Genomic DNA, 23978 nt, shown 5'->3' on the forward strand with positions numbered 1-23978 from the left:
GGCTTGCCCCGTCTGTACGCACCAATTCCAGGGTTAACCCTTGGAGCAAGAATTTCCCACCGCCATCCTTCTTGAATTTGTCACCACCCGTCCATATAATTAGCACTCGCTGCACGAGAGTGCTAACAACATCGCCGGTTGGCTTTGCCAGCCGGGTTTTCTCAGCGTTCTTCAGTCTCAATCAAGAGAGGAGTATGTATGAACCTTCGTCCTTTGCATGATCGCGTGATCGTCAAACGTCTGGATCAAGAAACCAAGACTGCGTCGGGCATCGTGATCCCCGAAGCCGCAGCAGAAAAGCCGGATCAAGGCGAAATTCTGGCAGTCGGCCCGGGCAAGCGTGACGACAAGGGCGCACAAATCGCGCTCGACGTGAAGGTGGGTGACCGCGTTCTGTTCGGCAAGTACGCAGGCCAGACCGTCAAGGTCGACGGCAGCGAACTGCTCGTGATGCGCGAAGAAGACATCATGGCCGTGGTGCAGAAGTAAGCGCCAAGCGCTACTTACCCGGTTATATCCCAAGAATTCAAGGAGTTAGAAGATGGCAGCTAAAGACGTCGTATTCGGTGATTCCGCCCGTGCCAAGATGGTTGAAGGCGTGAACATCCTCGCGAACGCTGTGAAGGTCACGCTGGGCCCGAAGGGTCGCAACGTGGTCCTGGAACGCAGCTTCGGCGGCCCGACGGTCACCAAGGACGGTGTGTCGGTCGCGAAGGAAATCGAGCTGAAAGACAAGCTCCAGAACATGGGCGCACAAATGGTCAAGGAAGTCGCTTCCAAGACCAGCGACAACGCAGGTGACGGCACCACGACCGCAACGGTTCTGGCTCAGTCCATCGTGCGCGAAGGCATGAAGTACGTTGCATCGGGCATGAACCCGATGGATCTGAAGCGCGGTATCGACAAGGCTGTGACGGCCGCTATCGAAGAACTGCGCAAGATCAGCAAGCCTTGCACGACCAACAAGGAAATCGCTCAGGTCGGCGCGATCTCGGCGAACAGCGATTCGTCGATCGGCGACCGTATCGCTGAAGCGATGGACAAGGTTGGCAAGGAAGGCGTCATCACGGTTGAAGACGGCAAGTCGCTGCAAGACGAGCTGGACGTTGTCGAAGGTATGCAATTCGACCGCGGTTACCTGTCGCCGTACTTCATCAACAACCCGGACAAGCAAGTTGCTGTGCTCGACAACCCGTTCGTGCTGCTGCACGACAAGAAGGTGTCGAACATTCGTGACCTCCTCCCGGTCCTGGAACAGGTCGCCAAGGCTGGCCGTCCGCTGCTGATCATCGCAGAAGATGTCGAAGGCGAAGCACTGGCAACGCTGGTTGTGAACAACATCCGCGGCATCCTGAAGACGGTGGCTGTCAAGGCTCCGGGCTTCGGCGATCGTCGTAAGGCCATGCTGGAAGACATCGCAGTGCTGACCGGCGGTCAGGTCATCGCTGAAGAAACCGGCCTGACGCTCGAAAAGGCAACGCTGGCTGAACTGGGTCAAGCGAAGCGTATCGAAGTGGGCAAGGAAAACACGACGATCATCGACGGCGCTGGCGAAGCTGCAACCATCGAAGCACGTGTGAAGCAAGTTCGCACGCAAATCGAAGAAGCAACGTCGGACTACGACCGTGAAAAGCTGCAAGAGCGCGTGGCCAAGCTGGCCGGCGGTGTTGCAGTGATCAAGGTCGGCGCTGCGACCGAAGTCGAAATGAAGGAAAAGAAGGCACGTGTCGAAGACGCACTGCACGCAACGCGCGCAGCTGTGGAAGAAGGCATCGTGGCTGGCGGCGGTGTTGCACTGATCCGCGCTCGCACGGCAATCGCTGGTCTGAAGGGCGCTAACGCCGATCAGGACGCAGGTATCAAGATCGTTCTGCGCGCAATGGAAGAACCGCTGCGCCAGATCGTCACGAACGGCGGCGAAGAAGCCAGCGTCGTGGTGGCAGCAGTTGCAGCAGGCACGGGCAACTACGGCTACAACGCAGCAACGGGCGAGTACGTCGACCTGGTCGATGCAGGCGTCGTGGACCCGACGAAGGTCACGCGTACGGCACTGCAAAACGCAGCATCGGTGGCAGGTCTCCTGCTGACGACCGACGCAGCTGTTTGCGAATTGCCGAAGGAAGATGCTCCGATGGCTGGCGGTATGCCCGGCGGCATGGGCGGCATGGGCATGGACATGTAATTTCGCTTTGGGCCTCTCTCGCGAGAGGAGGCCCGATCGAAACGCATGGCGAAGCACACTGCAAGGTGTGCTTCGCAAAAGAAAAGACCCGCAGCGATGCGGGTCTTTTCTTTTGTGGTGTGGGATTTGGCGCCTTGGTCGCTTTGATCTTGGCGCAGGGAATGCAGCGCGAGAGGTCAACTCAAGGACACGTCCGCGCTGCGTTTCCGCGGTCAGGGGTCCATCAAGAATGATTCGTGCAGGTAGTCGAAGATTCCCGACACGCTCGCCTCTTTGCTTTGCCTCGCCGTATCTACACACAGATCCGGATGGGTGGGCGGTTCGTAGGGTGCCGACACACCCGTGAACGACGTGATCGCGCCAGCGCGTGCCTTGGCATAGAGGCCCTTGGGGTCGCGCCGTGCACAGTCGTCGACAGACGCGGATAGATACGTCTCCACAAACCGGTCACCGCCGATGATTTCGCGAGCCATGGCGCGATCTTCGTCCATGGGGGAAATCAGCGCGGTAATCACGATCAAGCCGGCGTCGTTCATCAACTGGGCGACGTGGGCAACCCTGCGGATATTTTCACGTCGGTCTTCTTTGGTAAAGCCGAGGTCGCTGGCGAGGCCGTGGCGGATGTTGTCACCGTCGAGCACATAGCATGGGTGACTCAGCGCAATCAAGCGGCGTTCCAGTTCATAAGCCAGTGTGGATTTACCTGCCCCGGACAAGCCGGTAAGCCAGACCGTGACGGCTTTCTGCTTGAACATGTGCGCGCGGTCATGGTCACTCACAGTACCGTGAACGCGCTGCAGGAATGGTCGCGCAGGTCCCGAGGCGGCGATGGACCGGCGATCTTCGGGAGTAGTTGGAGCGCCGGAATGACCGTTCGGAGTGTCCGGCGTGGCGTCGTAAAGGCTGCGGGCGAAGGCGTCTGAGCTATCCACTTTAACGATTCCCGCCGAGAGCGATACCGTTTGAAGGGGCGAGGCTCTCAATCTCATTCTTGACGCAACGGGAAGGCGATCGCCCACACCACGCCGTTCGCGCAAGAACGAGTGATGAGGACGATAAAGTGAAATGTATTTGTTTGGTTAATGTAAGTTTTTGTGTTGGGCGAGCCGTCCTGTGTGACCAAACTCCGCCCGAAACGCCCCACCCTCAATGCCGCGCTTCTCCAGGCGGCGCATCCTTGGCGCTACCCAGCGGCGTTTCTTCCTCGCTGCTGCGCGCCCAGAAAAACCGGTCCGGCAGATACGCACCCATACCGGGACGAAACGCATTGCGCATTGCCTGATACAGATACTCCTGCGCCTCACGTACAGCCTCAGCAGGATCCTGACCATTCGCAAGCAAGGCGGCAATCGCCGCACCGAGCGTATCGGTCAGCCCCATGATGCGATGCGGCCCGCGGTCCCACATGTCCTGGCGCAGCTGCCCGTCGTCGCTGAACAGCGTATTGACGAGCCGGTGCGTGCCAGTCTCCGTGGACAAAATATATTCACAACCTTGCGACAGCAGATGCGAGATCGCGGCGTCGAGGCTCGGCGCTTCGGCGTCGCCGTCCGGCTGGGCGAGCGCGAGCAGCGTGGCGTGATCGGCGACCAGCAAGGTGGTTTGCGGCGCAAGCAGGTCGGCAATCGCTTCGCGCAGTTCGTCGGCGGCGAGCACGTGTTCGTCGTCGAGCGTGAAATCGGGCGCGAGGATCAGCGGAATGTCGTCATAGTCGGCCACGACTTCAGCGATCGCGCTCACCACTTCCGCGCGCGTCGCGGCGCCGACCTTGAAGGCGGCGATGGGCATGTCTTCGAGCAGCATGCGCGCCTGAGTGGCAACGACCTCGGGGTCCAGCCCGGTGACTTCATCGCAGTTTGCCGAGTCGCGCACGGTATAGCCGGTCAGCACACTGACACCGTGGCAGCCCATGCTGGCCAGCGTCATCAGGTCGGCTTGCAGGCCGGAGGCGCCCGTCGGGTCGGAAAGGCCGAAGGTAAGGACGATCGGAGGCGTGTCGCTGGGCATGAAGATGGTTGGCAGGAAATGAGCATATGTAAGCGCGCACAGGGCACGCGGTCGCCTCAATTATGCGGCCTAACGGGGGGGCAGGGCGGTTTTTCCGCATCCGCGAAGGGCTTCTCGCACTAATGCCATGCACGGCGTCGCGCCTTGTGGGGATTGCCAGGCAGCGTTTGCGCGACCCGATAGCATGATGACTCCCGGTTGCTAGTCATTAGGGCGGCAACGCTGTACCATCATGGCTCTCGTTTCAACGCCCTTTTTTGACGCGATACAAGAATGGAATATCAAAGCTGGATGTGCCTGATCTGCGGCTGGATCTACGACGAAGAGGCTGGTTTGCCAGAGGAAGGCATCGCGCCGGGCACGCGTTGGGAAGATGTTCCCATTAACTGGACCTGTCCAGAATGCGGCGCGCGCAAGGAAGACTTCGAGATGGTGCAGATCTGACCATCCAGCGTTCGCGCGTCCGGCGGGCGGCCTGAGTACGTCCGGCGGCCGGGCAGCGTGGTAGGGCGGAACATCCGTTGTCATGTTCTGTCGCGAGGGTAGTTCGTCATCGTACTGTCGCGGGCTCGCGTGCTCCTTGGCGCGCACGGCCGTGCGCCGGCCTGTCAGTGTTCATGTCGCTTGCCCATGATTCCTGGATCCGCATCTCCCGGTTCTTTCGAGGCACTGCCGAATCCGCGCGGCGGGTCGGTCCGTGCCGCCGAACTTGCGCTCGCCGAAGCGCTGCTCGCCTTCGAGCAACGCGGCGGTACGGCGGCGGCGCTGTTGCGCGCGGTGCAGGCCTTGCGCGAAGCGGGCTGGCACGCGGCCCAACGTCTCGGCGATGCGCTGGTGCTGGTGTCGCCGCTGACGGCAGCTGAATCGGCCGAAGAACCCGATGCCCGCCAGTTGTTCGCCGCAGCGCTGCATGATTTCCGCGCGGCGATCGGGCGCCGCAGTCTGCGCGAGCTCGCTTGCTCGCCGACCCTTTTCGCGCATTACCACGCGCTCAGTGCGCTGATCGCGCATCGCACGCCCGGTTTCACGGTCACATACGAAGATCTCGCTCTCGCTGCCAGGGCCTTACCGCCCGTCTCGTTCAGCAAGCAGCCGGCGCAACGGCTGGCGCACTTACGGGCGCGCTATGAACGCGCGCTGCTGCCGGTCTTGCGGGCGCATTCGAGGGACGGCGCGGCCAGCGCCGCGGCAGCGGCCCTGACGCGCGCCGCGCTCGATGAACTCGACGCCTGCCTCGCCGAACTCGCCGGCCCCGATCCCTACGACTTCTGGCGCCTCGCCTCAGCCTGTGCCCGCGCATTGCGCGAGAGTGGTCACCTGCTGGGCGACGCAGATGCACGGCGTTTTCATGCCCGCTGCAACCTTGCGCTGGCCGATCACGCGCGTGGCTTGCCGCTGGCGCCGCGCTCGATGGTGCGGGCAACGCTCGCGCTGCTCTGGCGCGATTACGCGTTGTTCGGCGCTGCGGCAGAAGATGCCGAGCATGTCGAGCTGCTGCGCGACTACGGTTTGACGGTGGACTGGCACGTAGCCGGCACTCAGGATTCGGAGGCGTTGTGGGAGGCTGGCGCCGCCGAGGCGCAAGGGCCCGGCGTAGGGTTGCGCGAAGCGCGCACGCGCGAACTGGGTGTACTCACCGTCAATGCCCAGGCCTATGAGGATTTCCTGCAGACGGCCGATGGGGCGATCGCCGCTCTCGCCGAGCACGCACGGGCGGCGGGTCATCCCGAGAAGGCTGATCCGAGCGAAGCACTGCAAGCCGGCGATGCCGCCTACCGTCTGGGCGCTGCCGCGAGTGCGCTGGGTCTGGGTCACGTCGCCCTGCTGGCGGACACGCTTGCGCTCGCCTGGCGGCGCCGCGCGCACGCGGGCGTGTCGACGCCTGCGGTGCGTGCCCACGTGGTCGTCGAAGCACCTGACGCGCGAGCGCTCGAACAGGGCGCCGAAGGACTGCGCGCCATGTTGCACACGATCGCGGCCGGCATCGCGCCGCCTGGCGGCAGTCCTGTGCTGGCTGCGCTGACGCGCGCCATCGAGCAGGGCGGCGGCGCTTAACTCGCCAGCCGGTGGGTTCACCAAGAAGGCCTGCCACGGAGGCTCACAACAAAGGCTCACCACAAAGGCCCACCACCACGTTCCACCACCCTTGCAAACCCGTCGCCGCGCGGGTTTCAACGCCTTGTGCCACCTCATCCGCCACCGTCACGGATGCGCACCTGAATACGCGCAGTTGGCAAGGTGTAAGCGCGTGATAGAGTGGCAATATGATCCGCCGTCCATGGATCGCGGCAAGCTTGTCTGCCCACGCTCAAAGCCCGCCATTCCGCATCGTCTTTGCTAAAATCCGAACTATGTCCAAGAGTACCGATCGCATCAATCTGACCAACCAGTTCCTGATCGCCATGCCGAGCATGGCGGACCCCACGTTTTCAGGAACGGTGGTCTACCTTTGCGATCACAGCGAGCGCGGTGCGCTCGGTCTCGTCATCAACCGGCCGACCGACATCGATCTGGAAGCGCTCTTCAGTCGCATTGATCTGAAGCTGGAGATCGAACCCCTGTTGCATGTCCCCGTGTACTTCGGCGGCCCGGTGCAAACCGAGCGCGGCTTCGTGCTGCACTACCCGAAGGACGGCACGCCGTATACATCGTCAATGTCCGTGCCGGGCGGCCTGGAAATGACCACCTCGAAAGACGTGCTCGAGGCGGTCGCCAGCGGCACCGGCCCGGACCGCTTCCTGCTCACGCTCGGCCACGCCGGCTGGGGCGCGGGTCAGCTCGAAGAAGAGATTTCGAAGAACGGTTGGCTTTCGGTGGAAGCGGATCCGAAGATCGTGTTCGACGTGCCGGCTGAAGAACGACTCGAAGCGGCCCTCGCGCTGCTCGGTATTTCCTTGTCCATGCTCTCGGGCGAAGCAGGTCACGCATGAGCAGTACGGCCGGACGGGCGGCAACCTTGCTGGCGTTCGACTATGGTGAGAAACGCATTGGCGTGGCGGTCGGTAATTCGCTGACCAGAAGCGCACGGCCGCTCGTGGTGGTGCAAAACCGCAATCGCGAGTATCGCTTCGAAGCGCTCGGCAAGCTGATCGCCGAGTGGAAGCCGGATGCGCTGGTCGTCGGCTTGCCCATGCATCCCGACGGCGCGCCCCACGAAATGACCCAACTCGCGAAACGCTTCGGCAACCAGCTCAACGGCCGCTTCAATCTGCCGGTCACCTGGGTCGACGAGCGCTATTCGTCGGTCGAAGCAAAGGCCGAAATTCGCGCCGGTAACGCGCGCGCGGATATGCTCGACGCCGAAGCCGCCTGCATCATCCTCCAGCAATATTTCGAAGAACTTTCTGACGATCATGAGTTCCATTGACGCTGAGGCGTTGTATCGCTCGGTCCTCGAACAGATTCGTACGGTTTATGGCGATGCGCCCGGCGACAACGACGGCGTCGTGCTGGCCGGCATCCACAGTGGCGGGGCGTGGGTCGCGGAGCGGCTGGCGCGCGATCTGAACGTCGCCAGTTTTGGCGTCGTTAATGTTGCGCTGCATCGCGACGACTACGCGAAGAAAGGGCTGCACGCGCAAGCGAGCCCGACCTCGCTGCCGTTCGACGTGAACAACCGCCGTATCCTGCTCGTCGACGACGTGCTGTCCACCGGCCGCACCGTGCGCGCGGCGCTCAACGAACTGTACGACTATGGTCGGCCGGCTTCGGTCGAACTGGCGGTGCTCGCCGATCGCGGCGGCCGCGAGTTGCCGGTGGCGGCGCGCTTCGTGGGCGGCGTGGTCGACGTGCCGGCCGAGGCCAATCTGGTGCTCGCGCGCGCGAACGACGGCGGCGAGCATTTCACGTTTCACACCGAAGCACGCTTTAACTAGCTGACGGCGAGAGGCGTGCCACACACGCCATCCGCCACCGGTTATGCGCGGCTCGACTCGCACACGTTTGAATCAGATACCTCATTCTCATGACCACCGCCAACCAGGTTCCTCAGGACACACCCGGCCCGACATCGGCGCCGGACCGCTTTCGGCACGGCTTCCTGAAGGGCAATCCGCAGCTCACCAAAAACGGCGAGCTCAAGCATCTGCTGTCGATCGAAGGCTTGCCGCGCGCGATCGTCGATCACATCCTCGATACCGCTGAGCAGTTCGTCAGCGTGACGGACCGCGAGGTGAAGAAGGTGCCGTTATTGCGCGGCAAGTCGGTATTTAATCTGTTCTTCGAGAACTCGACGCGCACGCGCACCACCTTCGAGATTGCCGCCAAGCGCTTGTCGGCGGACGTGATCAACCTGAACATCAATGCGTCGTCGACCAGTAAGGGCGAGTCGCTGCTCGACACCATCAACAACCTGTCCGCGATGCACGCCGACATGTTCGTGGTGCGCCATGCGTCGAGCGGCGCGCCCTACCTGATCGCCGAACACTGCGCGCCGCATGTGCACGTGATCAACGCGGGCGATGGCCGTCATGCGCATCCGACGCAGGGCCTGCTCGACATGTACACGATCCGTCACTACAAGAAGGACTTCACGAATCTGCGCGTAGCCATCGTGGGCGACATCCTGCATTCGCGGGTGGCGCGTTCGGACATCCATGCATTGACCACGCTCGGCGTGCCCGAAGTGCGTGCCATCGGCCCACGCACCTTGCTCCCAGGCGGGCTCGAGCAGATGGGCGTGCGGGTGTTCCACAATCTCGACCAAGGCCTGAAGGACGTTGACGTCATCATCATGCTGCGTCTGCAGAATGAACGGATGAGCGGGGCGCTGCTGCCGTCCGCGCAGGAATACTTCAAGAGCTGGGGGCTGACGCCGGAGCGTCTCGCGCTGGCGGCGCCCGATGCCATCGTGATGCATCCGGGCCCGATGAACCGTGGCGTCGAGATCGACTCGCAGGTGGCGGACGGTCCGCAATCGGTGATCCTGAACCAGGTGACGTTTGGCATTGCCGTCCGGATGGCGGTCATGGGGATCGTTGCAGGCAATCACGATTGAGCCTCCACGACCACACAGAAAAGGGCAGCGCATGAACATCCATATTCAAGGCGGCACGCTGATCGATCCGGCGGCCGGCACCGAACACAAGCAGGACGTGTTTATTGCGGCGGGCAAGATCGTCGCGCTCGGCGTCGCGCCCGCCGATTTCCGCGCAGAAAAGACCCTCGACGCCGCCGGTTTGTCGGTCGCGCCGGGCTTCGTCGATCTTGCCGCGCGGCTGCGCGAACCGGGCTATGAACACAAGGCTACGCTCGAATCGGAAATGGCCGCCGCACTCGCGGGCGGCGTGACGAGCCTCGTGTGTCTGCCCGACACGGATCCGGTGCTCGACGAGCCCGGTCTGGTCGAAATGCTCAAGTTCCGCGCGCGCAATCTGAACGAGGCGCATGTGTATCCGCTGGGCGCGCTGACGGTGGGTCTCAAAGGCCAGGTCATCACTGAAATGGTCGAGTTGACCGAAGCGGGCTGCATCGGCTTTTCGCAGGCCGATGTACCGGTGGTGGACACGCAGGTTCTGCTGCGCGCGCTGCAGTACGCGAACACCTACGGCTATACCGTGTGGCTGCGTCCCGTGGATGCGTATCTGGGCAAGGGCGGCGTGGCGGCGAGTGGTCCGCTGGCGTCGCGGCTGGGGCTTTCGGGCGTGCCGGTCTCAGCGGAGACTATCGCGCTGCATACTATCTTCGAACTGGTCCGCGTGACGGGCGCGCGGGTGCACCTGTCGCATCTGTCGTCGGCCGCGGGCATCGAACTGATGCGGGCGGCGAAGGCCGAAGGTCTGCCGGTGACGTGCGACGTGACGGTGAATCACATCCATCTGATCGATCTGGATATCGGCTACTTCGATGCGCAATTCCGCCTCGATCCGCCGCTGCGCTCGCAGCGCGATCGCGCCGCGATCCGCGCGGGACTCGCGGACGGCACGGTCGACGCGATCTGCTCCGACCACACACCCGTCGACGACGACGAAAAGCTGCTGCCATTCGCCGAGGCCACGCCGGGCGCAACCGGACTGGAACTGTTGCTTTCGCTGACGGTGAAGTGGGCGGAGGAAACGGGTGTGCCGCTCGCGAGGGCGTTGAACCGCATTACCGCAGCGCCGGCTGGTGTCCTCAAGCTGGATGCGGGACGACTCGCGGTCGGCGCGAACGCCGATCTATGCCTCTTCGATCGCCACGCTTACTGGCGGGTTGAGCCGCGTGCGCTGAAAAGCCAGGGGCACAACACGCCGTTCCTCGGCTACGAACTGCCGGCGCGGGTACGGGCGACGATCGTCGCCGGGCACGTGGCCTTCGAGCAGCAGTGATTCGCGAAGTCAAAGCCTCTTACCTCAATTGACCTGACTGACCTGACCTCTGGCGACCCCTACGGAAAGCACCAATCATGATGCTCGCATTTCGCAAGGCCCGGCTTGTTGTTCATCTGCTGCACGGTATGTGGACGGTCGCGACGCGTTTTCCGCGCGCGAGTGCCGCTCAACGGGAGGCGCTGAATCGCGCGTGGTCGCTGAAGATGCTGCGACTGTGCGGCATGCGCCTCGTAGTCCATAACGACAGCGCGCGGCTCGATGCCGGCGCGCTGGTGGTGGCCAATCACATCTCGTGGATCGACATCTACGTGATCAACGCGTGGCGGCCGACGCCGTTCGTCTCCAAGGCCGAGATCCGGCAGTGGCCGGTGGTGGGATGGCTCGCGCAGCAACTCGGGACGGTGTTCATCCAGCGCGAGAAGCGCAGCGATGCGAAGCGGATCATGCATGAACTGTCGGACCGGCTGAGCGCGGGCGAACTGATGTGCGTGTTTCCGGAAGGCACGACGTCCGATGGCCTCGAGTTGCTGCCGTTTCACGCCAACATGTTTCAGGCGGCGGTGTCGGCGGGAAGCCCGGTACAGCCGCTCTGCCTGATGTACGAGGACGCAACGGGTCGGCAATCGACCGCGCTGGCGTATATAGGCGAGGTTTCGCTCGCCGAGTCGCTCGATGCGTTGCTACGCGGCGGGCCGCTGACGGCGCATGTCTATGTGGGTGAAGCGTTGGCAGCCGGCGCCGACCGGCGCTCGCTGGCGGCAGAGGCGGAGCAGACGATTGGTGCTGCGTTGCGCGATCTTCAGGGCGGTCTGCAGGGCAACCTGCAAGGCACCGACGCGTTCGGGGCCGTGCGCGAGAGCGCACCGGCGGTCGTCAGGACAGGTGCCACGAACACCGCAACTGGTGGCTTGAGTGCACAGGAAGAGACGCTGATCGACGGTGCCGACCAGCAGGGGCGTTCCGCCTAATCAGCGGAGGCGCGGCAGCCCTCGCACGCCACCTGGGTGAGGGTGCGATCGGCCGGGTTGGCTGCGAGTCGCACGGCGGACAACTTTTCTCCCCAGACGCAACCGGAATCGAGGCCGATCAGGTTGTCGCGCATCAGAAGGCCCAGCGCGGCCCAGTGGCCGAACACCACGGTGACGTCGGCGGTCTTGCGCGACGGCACGTCGAACCAGGGCATATAGCCCGGCGGCGCCGAGTTGAGGCCGCCGCTCGTGCTGAAGTCCATCGCACCGTCCTGATTGCAAAAGCGCATACGGGTGAGGGCGGTGCAAGTGAGCCGCAGACGATCGATGCCCTTCAGGCCCGGCTTCCAGCGATTCGGCTCGTTGCCGTACAGACCCGCCAACGTTTCCTTCCAGTTCGGCGCCCGCAGTGCGCGTTGCAGTTCATCGGCGAGTTCGAGCGTGAGCGTCACATCCCATTGCGGCAATACGCCAGCGTGCACCAGCAGCATGCCGTTCTCGAAATGCGCCAGCGGCCGGTGGCGGACCCAGTGCAGCATGTCTTGCGCATCGGGCGCGGCGAGAATTTCGTCGATCGTGTCGCCTTTCTTCGATTTGCGAATGCCTGCCGATACCGACAGCAGGTGCAGGTCATGATTGCCGAGCACCGGCCTCGCCCGTTCGCCCAACGCGATGACATCGCGCAGCGTGGCAAGCGATTCGTCACCGCGATTGATGAGGTCGCCGGCGAACCACAGCGGCGTGTCCGGAGAAGGCGAGGCCTTCGCGAGCAGTTGCTGGTACTGGGTGCGGCAACCTTGCAGGTCACCGAAGGCAAGGGGGATGGAATTCGGCAGGCTGGAAACGGTCATCTGGGGCGGAATCAGGGATGCGCGGGCGGAAGTTGCGACTCGGTAGCGTGACATAATAGCCCGATTGGTGCGGCGCGATGACGACCTTGATACAAGGCTGTCGTGATGTTGTCGTGATGTGCCAGATAGCGGGAGCAAACGGCTTATCAACACGCGGTAAACAGGAGAACGCGGGTGAGCGGAGAAACGACGAAACCAGCAACGCATGCTGAACGCCTGACACGAACACTCGTTACCGGAGCCAGCGGTTTCACTGGCGCCTGGCTGATCGGCAACCTGCTCGCGAGCGGACATGCCGTCACTGAGACCGTGGCGGGGCAAGGCACGCCGCTGACACCTTCACGGCGCCGGCTCGATATCACGTCGCCCGAAGAATGCCGGCGCGTGATCGACGAAGTGCGGCCCGACTACCTCGTGCATCTGGCGGCCATCAGCTTTGTCGGGCACGACGATCCAATCGACTTTTACCGCGTCAACGTACTCGGCACGCTGAATCTGCTGCAGGCCTGCGCGGATGTGGGGCATACGCCGCGCAAGATACTGATTGCGAGCAGTGCGAATGTCTACGGCAACGTGACCAGCGACGCCATCGACGAAAGCTTTCCGGTGGCGCCGGTCAACCACTATGCAGCGAGCAAGGCGGCCATGGAGTCGCTGGTGCGCACGTGGTTCGACCGGCTGCCCATTCTGATTGCGAGGCCCTTCAATTACACGGGCCGCGGCCAGACGCCGAACTTTCTCGTGCCGAAGATCGTCGGGCATTTCGCGCGGCGCGAGTCTGAGATCTCGCTGGGCAATATCGACGTGGCGCGTGACTTCTCGGATGTGCGTTACGTGGCGCGGGCTTATGAGGCGATGCTCGATTCCGCTGCGGTCGGCGAGACGGTGAACGTGTGTACCGGGCAGCCCTATACGCTAAGGGAAATTCTGTCGATGGCCAGTGAAATCACCGGGCACGAACTGGAGATCCGGGTGAATCCGGCGTTCGTGCGGCAAACCGATGTGAAGGTGCTGCTCGGGTCGCCGGTCAAGCTGCGCAACTTGGTGCCGGACCTTGAGGCGATCGGATTTCGCGAGACGTTGGCGTGGATGCTGGCGGCATAGGGTGTTGTTGTGGAGCAACGTCGGCCTTTCGGTGTCGTAAGCCTTGCCCTTGAGAACGATTGGTCGCCGCCGGTCCGCTTTCGTCGGATGATTTGCGCCGGGAGCAGTCCATGTCATCGGTATTAAGTTCAGGAAAGATATGTTTTTTTCCTACCGTTCGGTAATGAATGTTGTCAAGCTGTTTCAAGTTGTTAGGTCTCTAGTTTTTGCTCGCCGCCGCTTTATAATCGGGGCTTCCTAAAATAGCGCTTATTGACGCCTTTTTGCATATGGGGCGTAGGCGTAAGGCGATAGAAATCGCTGCATATGACCACAGCGCGGGTGACCAGATCAGCAAGTCCGGTCACGTCGGCCACAAACATCTAGAGGGAAATTCATGATCCTGGTAACGGGCGGCGCCGGTTTTATCGGCGCCAATTTCGTGCTTGACTGGTTGAACACCTCGGATGAGTCAGTCCTGAATGTGGACAAACTGACGTACGCAGGCAACCTGCGCACGCTCAAGTCACAGACGGACAACCCGCGCCATGTCTTTGTGCGAGCCGATATCTGTGACGGGGCAGCGCTCGACGCACTCTTTGCCGAGCACAAGCCGCGCGCCGTGCTGCACTTCGCGGCCGAAAGCCACGTCGACCGTTCGATTCATGGCCCGGCCGATTTTGTACAAACCAATGTGGTGGGCACGTTCGCGTTGCTCGAAGCCACCCGTACCTACTGGAACACACTGAGCGAGGCCGACAAGGCTGCTTTCCGTTTCCTGCACGTTTCGACCGACGAAGTATTTGGTTCGCTGTCCGCGACCGACCCGCAGTTCTCGGAAACCACGCCGTACGCCCCGAACAGTCCATATTCGGCCACCAAAGCCGGTTCCGACCATCTGGTTCGCGCTTACCACCACACGTACGGCTTGCCGGTGTTGACAACGAACTGCTCGAATAACTACGGTCCGTACCAGTTCCCCGAGAAGCTGATTCCGCTGATGATCGCCAACGCGCTGGCTGGCAAACCACTGCCGGTGTACGGTGACGGTCAGAACGTGCGCGACTGGCTGTATGTGGGCGACCATTGCAGCGCAATCCGCGAAGTCCTCGCGCGCGGCGTGCCGGGCGAGACGTACAACGTGGGCGGCTGGAACGAGAAGAAGAACCTCGAAGTCGTGCATACCCTGTGCGACCTGCTCGACGAAGCGCGTCCGAAGGCGGCAGGCTCGTACCGCGAGCAGATCACGTATGTGACGGATCGGCCGGGTCACGACCGTCGTTATGCGATCGACGCCCGCAAGCTGGAGCGCGAGCTGGGCTGGAAGCCGGCTGAGACGTTCGAGACGGGCATGGCGAAGACCGTACGCTGGTACCTCGATAGCCAGGAGTGGGTGGACGAAGTGGCTTCGGGTGAGTACCGCAAGTGGGTTGAGACCAACTACGCGCAGCGCGCGTAAGGGTACCGTCATGGCGCGCAAGGGCATTATTCTCGCAGGCGGGTCGGGTACGCGGCTGTATCCGATCACCCATGTCGTATCGAAGCAGCTGCTGCCGGTCTACGACAAGCCGATGATCTACTATCCGCTGTCCACGCTGATGGTGGCGGGTATTCGTGATGTTCTGATTATCTCCACGGCGCAAGACACGCCGCGCTTCGAGACGATGCTCGGCGACGGCAGCCAGTGGGGCATGAATATCCAGTATGCGGTTCAGCCGTCGCCCGATGGTCTGGCTCAGGCCTTCATCATTGGCCGCGATTTCGTGGGCAACGATCCGTCGGCGCTGATTCTCGGCGACAACATTTTTTACGGACACGACCTCGCCAAGCAGCTCGAGCGCGCCAACCAGCAGGCAGACGGCGCAACCGTGTTCGCGTATCACGTGCAAGATCCTGAGCGATATGGCGTGGTGGAGTTCGACAAGCAGTTTCGTGCGCTGTCGATTGAAGAGAAGCCGGCGAAACCCCGCTCGAACTACGCGGTAACGGGCCTGTACTTCTACGACAAGCAGGTCTGCGATATCGCGGCGGATATCAAGCCTTCGCCGCGCGGTGAGCTTGAGATTACCGATGTCAATTCGCGGTATCTCGCCAACGGCGCGCTCAATGTCGAGATCATGGGACGGGGTTATGCGTGGCTCGATACCGGCACGCATGATTCGCTGATTGAAGCGGCGACGTTCATTGCCACACTGCAAAAGCGCCAGGGGCTCGTCGTTGCGTGTCCGGAAGAGATCGCTTACCGGCAGCAGTGGATTGATGGCGAGCAGCTCTCGGCACTCGCTAAACCGCTCGCGAAGAACGCGTACGGCAAGTATCTGCAAAACCTTCTCACGGACCAAGTCGCATGGCCATCCAAGTAACCGCTACGGCTCTGCCTGAAGTCAAGATCATCGAGCCGAAGGTGTTCGGCGATGCGCGTGGCTTCTTCTACGAAAGTTTCAACGGACGCGAGTTCGCCGAACGCGTCGAGGCTGGCGTCGAGTTTGTCCAGGACAACCATTCGCGTTCGGCGAAGGGCGTACTGCGCGGTCTGCATTATCAGATCGCGCATGCGCAGGGCAAGCTGGTGCGCGTCGTGGAAGGCGAAGTGTTCGACGTCGCGGTCGACATTCGCAAGAGCTCGCCGAACTTCGGCAAGTGGATCGGCGTGATCCTGTCGGAAGGGAATCATCGTCAATTGTGGGTGCCGCCAGGCTTTGCGCATGGTTTCGTCGTGCTGTCCGAGTCTGCGCAGTTCCTCTACAAGACCACGGATTACTGGTTCCCCGAACACGAGCGCAGCATTGTCTGGAACGACCCCGAGATCGGGATCGAATGGCCGATCGACTTCGAGCCATTGCTGGCTGCGAAGGATGCTGCGGGTAAGCAGTTGGCAGAAGCCGAGCATTTCGCGTGAGGTCTTCAATGGCAAAGCGTGAAGAACAAACCATTCTGCTGACCGGTGTGAATGGGCAAGTCGGCTTCGAACTTGCGCGTAGCCTGCAAGGTCTGGGCAAAGTGGTCGCGCTGGATCGCAATTCGCTGGATCTTGCCAATCTGGATCAGGTGCGTCGGGTCGTGCGTGAGGTAAAACCGGGCATCATCGTTAATCCGGCGGCGCACACGGCGGTCGACAAAGCTGAAAGCGACATCGAAGCGGCCATGCGCCTGAACGCCGAAGCACCTGGTGTGTTGGCGGAGGAGGCCAAGCGCCTCGGCACCGCGCTAGTTCACTATTCGACGGACTACGTGTTCGACGGCACGAAAAATGGCTTTTACGTCGAAGGCGACCCAGTCAATCCGCAGAACGTGTACGGCAAGAGTAAGCTTGCGGGTGAGCAGGCGATTGCGGCTTCGGGTTGTGCTTATCTGATCTTCCGCACGAGTTGGGTGTATGGCACGCGCGGGAAGAACTTCTTGCTGACGATGCTGCGCCTTGGCGCTGACCGCGACGAGCTGAGCGTGGTGGCGGATCAGTTCGGTGCGCCGACTTGGTCGAACACCATTGCCGCGTTGAGCTCGAATGTGCTCGCGCAGGCTCCGGTGATGAGTGATGGCGACTGGTGGCAGCAACATTCCGGCATCTATCATCTGACGGCGTCTGGTGCGACGTCGTGGCATGGTTTTGCTGCGGCGATTTTCGAGTTTTCGGATTTGGCAGAAAAGCCTTCGGTGACGCCGATCCCGGCTTCGGCTTATCCGACGCCTGCTGCGCGGCCTGGTAATTCGCGGATGTCAAATGACAGGCTGGCTGCGACGTTCGGCGTGCGGGCACCCGACTGGCGTGACGCGTTGCGTTTGTGCATGGAGCGACGATGACGATGCAGGGCAGGAATGCATCATCCGGATCGGTTATCGTTTTTTTTCATCCTGACGAGGCCTGTATACAGCACGCCAACCGACTCGCTGAAAGTACCTTTTGCGTAGTGGTGGACAATACGCCAGGTGCCGATTCCGTGCCGGGGCTGAACCCCAGCGTTCGCTATCTGCCTGCGGGGAAGAATCTGGGTATTGCCACGGCGTTGAACCGCGGCATCGCCGAGCTTGTGTGCGAAGGTTGTAGAACGGGTTTGTTGTTTGACCAGGATAGCGATCCATCGGTCGAATTGATTCGTGAACTTCCATCGATATTGACAAGGATGGTAGGTCGCGGCGAGCGTGTCGCCGTGGTTGCGCCCGCATATAACGACGTCCGCCTTGGTGGCGTTGCTCCGTTCGTACGGTTCAAACCGTTCAAACTTGAGCGCGTGCCGGCCACCGGACATAACGTCGTCGACGTCGACTTTCTCATCACCTCCGGGTCCTGTATCAATCTGGCTTGCTGGCCGGAGGTGGGGGCCATGGACGATTCGCTCTTCATCGACCTGGTCGACCTCGAGTGGTGTGTCAAGGCGAAGCGGGCGGGATATCGCGTCCTTGGCGTACCGTGGATAAAGATGAACCACGAGCTCGGAGGCGAGCCGGTCCGGGTGTTTGGGCGTTCTTACCCGATGCATAGCCCCCTACGCCACTATTACTTGTTTCGCAACGTGACAGCGCTCGTTTTAAGGTCATACGTGCCATGGACATGGAAATCGACAGAGCTCGTTAAGCTGCCAGTGCGCTTGCTCATTTACTCGCTCATGCCGTCAGAGCGGACGGCTCACCTGACTATGGCGTTACGCGGCATCTTCGACGGGTTGCGCGGACGTCTGGGCGCTTATAAGCAACAGTATTGACATGCTATGCCTTATGGCACGTGGAAACAGCATCCTTCTTCGAGTGTCCGGGGCGACTGGACGGACCACCGTGCCAGGTTTCCCTGAGCTTGGCTGCGACTGTACAATCCGGGCTTTCGTGATGCTGCGAACCGTCCCATCCTGTTACCCGCGCGCACCGCTAAACGACTATATCACGCTCTATGATAACTACTGCAATTAACGATCTCCGTGAGAGCATCGCCTCGTGGCGCTTATGGACTTTGCTGGGTTGGCTGGAAATTCGCCAGCGTTATGCTCGGTCGCGCTTCGGCCCATTCTGGCTGACTATCAGCATGGCAGTCATGATCGGCTCCATCGGCGTGGTCTACGGGACGCTCTTCGGCCAAAAGCTGCGGGACTATCTGCCGTTCATTTCGATAAGTCTGGTCATGTGGGGCCTCTTTGCGCAAACAGTCTCGGAAGGGGCCACCGCGTATATCAACAGTGCGAACTATATTAGACAGGCTGCTACCCCCAAGCTGATTTATATCTTGCAGGTGGTGTGGCGAAATCTGGTGATTCTTTGCCACAATTTCATCATTGTCATTTGTCTGCTCGCCGTATTCGGCACGAAAGACTGGTGGACTTTACCGTTGTTCATCCCAGGCCTCCTCCTGTTCGTTTTGAATGCAACCTGGGTTGCGATGATTACGGGCTTGCTAGCTGCTCGCTTCCGTGACTTGCCGCAAATCGTGAACGCGCTTTTGCAAGTCGCTTTTTACATAACTCCTATTGTTTATCGTCCAAATTCGCTCACTCGTTTTTCATGGGTTGTCCATTTTAATCCGTTATCGTATCTCTTGAACATCGTGCGACAACCTCTCATTGGCGAGGTGCCCACGCCGACGACGTGGGGCATTTGTTTGTGCATGGCCGTGGTGGGATGGGCCGCGGCTCTGCTCTTCACGGGACGTTACATCAAGCGGATCGCTTACTGGGTGTGAGGCCGAGTTTGCCGACGGTTCGGTACCTGCAGTCTCCAATTTGGATTAGATATGTCGTACATCAAGCTGACGCAAGCAACCCTCGATTTGCCAATATACGATGTCCAAGGTCGTTCACTCAAAAAGGAGGTCATGCGCCTCGGCCGTAAAAATCGGATCGCCGAAGACAACGACGGGATCGTGATCGTACGGGCGCTCGATAGCATCGATCTCGAGTTGAACGAGGGGGATCGTGTTGGGCTGATCGGACACAATGGTGCCGGGAAGTCCACTCTGTTGAGGTTGCTGGCCGGCATCTATTCGCCCACTACCGGAGAGGTGCAGCGCGAGGGCAAAGTTGTCCCGCTTCTCGACATTAGCCTCGGCATGGACGAGAATTCGACGGGACGTCAGAACATCCGCCTGCGTGGACTTTTGCTTGGTATGAGCGAGAGCGAGATGCGAGATAAACAGGAGGAAATCGCGGAGTTTTGTGAGCTTGGAGACTACCTGGATTTGCCTGTCCGCACTTACTCGAGCGGCATGCGTGTACGCCTTGCGTTCGCGGTATCTACAGCCGTTGACGCAGACATTCTTTTGCTCGACGAGGTTATCGGCGTGGGAGACGCGTCATTCAAGCAAAAGGCTAATGACCGCTTACTGGATCTCCACGCGCGCGCGCAGATTGTCCTACTTGCCATGCATGACAACGGCGTGATCCGGAAGATGTGCAACAAGGCGGTCTGGATGGAGCGCGGGCGGGTTCTTGCGTATGGCCCGGTCGACGATGTCGTTAAAGCTTACGAGGCTTCGTTGAAAGGTTAGGCATTGGTTGACGCGTCTCAATGTTTTCGCACGGCTACGATTGAACATTTGTCGTCGAGCTTGGCGAGTCAAAATATAACCGAAGGTTAAGTATGAATATTGCCAAAAGCCGCATCGCTGTTGTTATTCCTTGTTATAACGAGGCTACGGCGATTGCCACTGTTATCCGCGACTTTCAGGACGCATTGCCTTTTGCGGAAATTATAGTCTTCGACAATAACTCTTCCGATGCGACCGCTGAAATTGCGTTGGCAGCGGGCGCCCGCGTTGTGTCCGTGACCTTGCAAGGTAAGGGCAACGTCGTCCGACGTATGTTTGCTGACGTCGAAGCTGATGCCTATGTGATGGTGGACGGGGATGCCACCTACGACGCCTTCGCTGCACCCCAACTCGTCAGTGCGTTGTTCGAACGTGGCCTAGATATGATTGTGGGGGCCCGTATAAGCGATGAGCAGGAGGCATATCGTCTTGGCCACCGGTTTGGCAACGTTCTGCTAACGCGTTGCGCTTCGACGATCTTCGGGCGTTCGTTTAACGACATGCTGTCAGGGTATCGCGTCTTCTCTCGGCGTTATGCAAAGTCCTTTCCGGCGCATTCCAACGGATTCGAGATCGAGACCGAACTGGCTGTTCATGCGCTGGGTATGAGGATGCCAGTAGCGGAAATGCCTACAGTCTATGGTTCGCGAATGGAGGGTTCACATAGCAAGCTGAACACTTATCGTGACGGTTTCCGAATTTTGGTCACGATTTTGCGGCTTTTCAAAACTGAAAAGCCCTTTGCTTTCTTCTCGACGGGCTTCGCGCTCTGTGCGTTGATTGCCATTTGTTTGTCACTGCCACTGCTCAATACATATCTTGCGACCGGAATGGTGCCTAGGATACCGACTGCGTTGCTGAGCGTTGCGATCATGATTCTGGGTGCCATTCTATTTACCTGCGGCATCGTCCTCGACGCGGTGACGCATGGCCGTAAGGAGGCGAAACGGATCGCCTATTTGTCGGTGCCAGCTCCGTATTGCGAGCAGGGTTCGATGAATCAAGTAACGGCGCCGACGAGTGGTAGTTCGAGTGAAGCCACTAACTCAAACGGTGATGCATTGCGCAAAGGCCCGACTAAGTAACCGGACGCCGGGCGGAGAAAAGCCCGTCTTACGGTGCGGTTAGTCGCGAACTGTGCCTCCATTATTGGCGCTGGCGCTCGGGTCAATATCGCGCAAGTGCTACGCTCGCGGTGGATTCCCGGGCGAATAGCGGACATCAATCTTATAACGACACAATTTCGGGTGTTTCCCATGGGCCGATATAATGAGTTCGACTGACGTGCGGTTCCTTGCGGTTTGGACCTGGGCAAAGGCGATTGAGCGCTTTTTGGCGGGTTCTCGGATTGTCTGGGTTTTTCTGGCTATCGCGGCACCCAGTTGTGGATTTCTTGTTATCGCCACGCCGCCGTTTCAGACACCAGATGCACCGAACCATTTCTTCAGGGCCTACCAAGTATCGCGTGGAGTCCTCATAGGTAAACACGTGGGGGGATCATCGGGGGGCTTTATCGATAGTGGCGTTGTCGCATTCGGTGGCCTCGAGGAGCCCCTTAAGTTCCATAAGGAACGAAAATGGACTGACACGCTCGCGATCGAGGCCGTCAACGCAAAGTTGACAAAAGAAGAGATACCCACAGCGTTTCCGAACACCGCACCGTATCCGGCCCCAAACTATTTGCCGCAAGCCATCGCCTTTCTCGTGTTCGGGCACGGCGATGGTTCGTTGCTTCGGATATATCGTTTCGCTTGTTTGTTCAATGCCATTTGTGCAATCGGCATGACGGCTCTTGCTTTGCGCTTGGCGCGGCACACCCGGCCGCTAATCTTCGTCGTCGCGCTGTTGCCGATGACCTTGTCGCTAATGGCGTCGGTCAGTCAGGATGCGACGCTTATTCCATTGGGCTTCCTGATCATCGGGTGGTTCGACTTTCTTTGCTTTACACAGAAACCCCTTACTCGCAATACGGCCATTGGTCTCGCAGTGTTGATCACGACAGCATCGATCGCGCGGATACCTTACATCGCGTTCATGCTCCTCTTCTTGCATCCTTCGATCAGAGTAACGGCATCCAGCGAAGGTTACGGATGGTTGCGGCGTCTGGTTTGGGCTGCGCCGACGTTTGTGGCAATTGCGATCATCTATCTGGTTCAAACACATTTGGCGAGCGGGAATATGCGGTCGGGTAGATCGATGGGTGCACAGACTCAGTATGTTCTTACACACCTTTCTTCGATACCGGAACTGATACGCCAGACGTTCATTACGTACGGTGGCTTGTATGTGCGGTCTTTTGTCGGCGTGTTAGGTTGGCTCGATACGTACTTTCCGACAGGTGTGTATTCGGTGGCGAAGGTGATTATCCTGCTGACAATCGTCTACGGCGCTCTGCGTCGGAGTGCGGATGACCGCAATCCGTCGTCACTGTTTACGCCGCTCTGGCCATTCCTTTCCTTTCTTGCTTCATGTGCGCTTATATTTTATGGCCTATACGCCTTCTGGTCGGCGGTCGGCGCAAAGGAAATAGAAGGGGTTCAAGGACGTTACTTTTTGCCGATTTTCCCGTTGCTTGCGATGGTCATCGTACCGTTTGTCAGTCGTCGGCTCAGCGAAACGCGCTTGTTGACAGGTACCAGAGCGGTGATTGCCGTTGCTGTCTTGGGTTTACCGGTTGTGATGTTCTTTGAAACAATTGAGTTAATTCTTGAGCGTTTCTATGTCGGCTGATCAGACGCGGCAGCGAGATAGGTGTTTTTGGATGCCTGTGCGTAAGCGCCTAGCCATCCCGTCTTGAGTTGCATTGAAGGTCTTGGGAGCATCGTATCCACTTAATGGACTGACCCCCAGAAGTTGGACGGTTAGATGGCTACGCCTGACCGAATTGAGTCCGATATTTTACGGGACTCATGCCCTGCAGTTTTAGCTTGATACGGTCATTGTTGTAGTACCGGATATAGTCCTTTATGCCGACCTCCAGCTCGTCAAGATTATCAAATTTGTTGAGGTAAAAGAACTCCGCTTTGAGGGTGCCGAAGAAGCTCTCCATGGCGGCATTGTCATAGCAGTTGCCCTTGCGCGACATGCTTTGTGTGATCGAACGGTTCTCAAGAAGGCGCCGGTACACCGCCATCTGATATTGCCAGCCCTGGTCGGAATGTAAGATTGGCTTGTCGCTCTGCTTGAGCCGCCCGAATGCTTTTTCCAGCATAGTGCCTACCATGTCAAACAAAGGACGTCGTGCCATTTGGTATGCAACGATCTCACCGTTGTAAAGGTCAAGGACTGGAGAGAGATAGAGCTTCTCCCCACGAACGTTGAATTCGGTCACGTCTGTTACCCACTTCTGGTTCGGCGATTCTGCATCGAACTGACGTTCGAGAACATTTGGCGCAATCTTTCCTACCTCGCCCTTGTAGGCGCGATACTTCTTGACTCGCACGCAGGACTTCAGTCGCAAATCAACCATTAGACGCTGGATCGGTAGTCCCACGCGCTGAGGCTGAACGGCATGGCAGCCGCCTTGGCGCAACAGCAGAATAACCCCGATATCGAAGCGCTGGGTTTCGAAGAGCGCCTGGGCTTGCTTGTGGAGCGCGAAGCGAGCGAACGCGAATCGAGGCAAACCTCATCGCGCCTTCGGCGTGCCAGGCTGAAGTTCTCCGATGCCGTGGCCGAAGACATCGACTACCGCACCCCGCGCGGGCTTGATCGCGCACTCATGGGCCGCTTGCTGACCGGCGAATGGATTCGGGAGAAGCACAACACGCTGATTATCGGCGCGACCGGCCTCGGTAAGACCTGGCTCGGATGCGCGCTTGCCAATCAGGCATGCCGCTTAGGCTACACGGTGGCCTATCTCAAGATGCCGCGACTCACAGAGGAACTCGCTATTGCGCACGGCAGCGGCCGATACGCGCGAGCGCTCGCGCAGTGGGTGGAGTAGCCCCTTGATTCTCAGGACACGAGACACCCCTTAAAATAAGAGGGAGTCTTGTGACTAGTTTCAAGCCTAGGCAAATCGTGGAAAGCATTGAAGTTCTGACCGAGCCGGAGCGCCGTCGTCGGCGT

At 60.0% G+C, this 23978-nt stretch carries 23 protein-coding genes and 2 pseudogenes; 21 read left to right on the top strand and 4 right to left on the bottom strand.

Translation table 11 applies throughout. The annotated features are described in order from the left end of the window. Positions 1–198: 198 nt before the first annotated feature. Entirely contained in the window at positions 199–489 is a 291-nt protein-coding gene (groES, locus tag P3T43_RS32715; protein ID WP_025496518.1) for a co-chaperone GroES, read from the top strand. A 52-nt stretch (positions 490–541) separates the two neighbouring features. Continuing rightward, the gene (gene groL, locus P3T43_RS32720; protein ID WP_429285142.1) at positions 542–2182 is read left to right on the top strand and encodes a chaperonin GroEL; all 1641 of its coding nucleotides are present in this window, start codon (positions 542–544) and stop codon (positions 2180–2182) included. Positions 2183–2394: 212 nt separating this feature from the next. Here the strand turns inward: groL and cysC are convergent, their stop codons facing one another. Next, on the bottom strand, positions 2395–3012 hold the full coding sequence (cysC, locus tag P3T43_RS32725; RefSeq protein WP_429285162.1) for an adenylyl-sulfate kinase: 618 nt from the start codon (positions 3010–3012) through the stop codon (positions 2395–2397). Positions 3013–3328: 316 nt separating this feature from the next. Then, positions 3329–4189, bottom strand: coding sequence for a hydroxymethylpyrimidine/phosphomethylpyrimidine kinase (locus P3T43_RS32730; protein WP_429285143.1), 861 nt, complete (start codon positions 4187–4189; stop codon positions 3329–3331). Between the two features lie 273 nt (positions 4190–4462). Between P3T43_RS32730 and P3T43_RS32735 the strand changes: the two genes are divergently transcribed. The 8 genes from P3T43_RS32735 (at position 4463) to P3T43_RS32770 (ending at position 11465) form a co-directional block, all read left to right on the top strand. Next, positions 4463–4633, top strand: coding sequence for a rubredoxin (locus tag P3T43_RS32735; protein WP_007178992.1), 171 nt, complete (start codon positions 4463–4465; stop codon positions 4631–4633). A gap of 186 nt (positions 4634–4819) precedes the next feature. Next, a complete protein-coding gene (locus P3T43_RS32740) occupies positions 4820–6244 on the top strand; it encodes a hypothetical protein (protein WP_429285144.1) in 1425 nt (474 codons plus the stop codon). 296 nt (positions 6245–6540) lie between these two features. Continuing rightward, the gene (locus P3T43_RS32745; RefSeq protein WP_429285145.1) at positions 6541–7119 is read left to right on the top strand and encodes a YqgE/AlgH family protein; all 579 of its coding nucleotides are present in this window, start codon (positions 6541–6543) and stop codon (positions 7117–7119) included. Beyond that, positions 7116–7556 carry a Holliday junction resolvase RuvX gene (gene ruvX / locus P3T43_RS32750; RefSeq protein ID WP_429285146.1) on the top strand — a complete coding sequence of 147 codons (441 nt, stop codon included), beginning with the start codon at positions 7116–7118 and terminating at the stop codon, positions 7554–7556. Before P3T43_RS32745 ends, ruvX begins: the two co-directional genes overlap by 4 nt. Further along, complete coding sequence (gene pyrR, locus P3T43_RS32755) at positions 7543–8064, top strand: bifunctional pyr operon transcriptional regulator/uracil phosphoribosyltransferase PyrR (protein WP_429285147.1); 522 nt, start codon at positions 7543–7545, stop codon at positions 8062–8064. Before ruvX ends, pyrR begins: the two co-directional genes overlap by 14 nt. An 89-nt stretch (positions 8065–8153) precedes the next feature. After that, positions 8154–9185, top strand: coding sequence for an aspartate carbamoyltransferase catalytic subunit (locus tag P3T43_RS32760; protein ID WP_429285148.1), 1032 nt, complete (start codon positions 8154–8156; stop codon positions 9183–9185). 31 nt (positions 9186–9216) lie between these two features. Continuing rightward, complete coding sequence (locus P3T43_RS32765) at positions 9217–10494, top strand: dihydroorotase (RefSeq protein WP_429285149.1); 1278 nt, start codon at positions 9217–9219, stop codon at positions 10492–10494. 77 nt (positions 10495–10571) lie between these two features. Next, positions 10572–11465 (top strand): lysophospholipid acyltransferase family protein, encoded by an 894-nt coding sequence (locus P3T43_RS32770; protein WP_429285150.1) that lies wholly within the window; start codon positions 10572–10574, stop codon positions 11463–11465. On the opposite strand, the gene P3T43_RS32775 is transcribed toward P3T43_RS32770, so the two are convergent. After that, entirely contained in the window at positions 11462–12316 is an 855-nt protein-coding gene (locus tag P3T43_RS32775) for a symmetrical bis(5'-nucleosyl)-tetraphosphatase (RefSeq protein ID WP_429285151.1), read from the bottom strand. The two genes, P3T43_RS32770 and P3T43_RS32775, sit on opposite strands and share 4 nt — an antisense overlap. Before the next feature lie 174 nt (positions 12317–12490). Here P3T43_RS32775 and P3T43_RS32780 point away from each other — a divergent pair, with 174 nt between their 5' ends. From P3T43_RS32780 to P3T43_RS32825, 10 genes are all read left to right on the top strand, one after another. After that, positions 12491–13420, top strand: a complete 930-nt coding sequence (locus P3T43_RS32780) for a GDP-mannose 4,6-dehydratase (protein ID WP_429285152.1) — start codon at positions 12491–12493, stop codon at positions 13418–13420. Positions 13421–13796: 376 nt separating this feature from the next. Beyond that, entirely contained in the window at positions 13797–14858 is a 1062-nt protein-coding gene (rfbB, locus tag P3T43_RS32785) for a dTDP-glucose 4,6-dehydratase (protein WP_429285153.1), read from the top strand. A 10-nt stretch (positions 14859–14868) separates the two neighbouring features. Next, on the top strand, positions 14869–15762 hold the full coding sequence (rfbA, locus tag P3T43_RS32790) for a glucose-1-phosphate thymidylyltransferase RfbA (RefSeq protein WP_429285154.1): 894 nt from the start codon (positions 14869–14871) through the stop codon (positions 15760–15762). After that, complete coding sequence (gene rfbC, locus P3T43_RS32795) at positions 15747–16298, top strand: dTDP-4-dehydrorhamnose 3,5-epimerase (RefSeq protein WP_429285155.1); 552 nt, start codon at positions 15747–15749, stop codon at positions 16296–16298. The genes rfbA and rfbC overlap by 16 nt, the downstream gene beginning before the upstream one ends. Before the next feature lie 8 nt (positions 16299–16306). Beyond that, positions 16307–17200 (top strand): dTDP-4-dehydrorhamnose reductase, encoded by an 894-nt coding sequence (gene rfbD, locus P3T43_RS32800; protein WP_429285156.1) that lies wholly within the window; start codon positions 16307–16309, stop codon positions 17198–17200. Beyond that, positions 17197–18099: a glycosyltransferase family 2 protein gene (locus tag P3T43_RS32805; RefSeq protein ID WP_429285157.1), complete on the top strand. Its 903-nt coding sequence runs from the start codon at positions 17197–17199 to the stop codon at positions 18097–18099. The genes rfbD and P3T43_RS32805 overlap by 4 nt, the downstream gene beginning before the upstream one ends. A gap of 182 nt (positions 18100–18281) precedes the next feature. Beyond that, on the top strand, positions 18282–19064 hold the full coding sequence (locus P3T43_RS32810; protein WP_429285158.1) for an ABC transporter permease: 783 nt from the start codon (positions 18282–18284) through the stop codon (positions 19062–19064). 51 nt (positions 19065–19115) lie between these two features. Continuing rightward, complete coding sequence (locus P3T43_RS32815) at positions 19116–19868, top strand: ABC transporter ATP-binding protein (protein WP_429285159.1); 753 nt, start codon at positions 19116–19118, stop codon at positions 19866–19868. Positions 19869–19960: 92 nt separating this feature from the next. Continuing rightward, positions 19961–20992: a glycosyltransferase family 2 protein gene (locus P3T43_RS32820; protein WP_429285160.1), complete on the top strand. Its 1032-nt coding sequence runs from the start codon at positions 19961–19963 to the stop codon at positions 20990–20992. A gap of 184 nt (positions 20993–21176) precedes the next feature. Next, positions 21177–22637, top strand: coding sequence for a DUF2142 domain-containing protein (locus tag P3T43_RS32825; RefSeq protein WP_429285161.1), 1461 nt, complete (start codon positions 21177–21179; stop codon positions 22635–22637). A gap of 139 nt (positions 22638–22776) precedes the next feature. Here P3T43_RS32825 and P3T43_RS32830 read toward each other — a convergent pair. Continuing rightward, positions 22777–23388 (bottom strand): annotated as a pseudogene (locus tag P3T43_RS32830) (IS3 family transposase); the annotation flags it as partial. A gap of 30 nt (positions 23389–23418) precedes the next feature. Here P3T43_RS32830 and P3T43_RS32835 point away from each other — a divergent pair. Continuing rightward, positions 23419–23850: pseudogene (locus P3T43_RS32835) on the top strand (ATP-binding protein); the annotation flags it as partial. Positions 23851–23978 lie beyond the last annotated feature (128 nt).

The organism is Paraburkholderia sp. GAS41, from assembly GCF_050436545.1.
Taxonomy (GTDB): domain Bacteria; phylum Pseudomonadota; class Gammaproteobacteria; order Burkholderiales; family Burkholderiaceae; genus Paraburkholderia.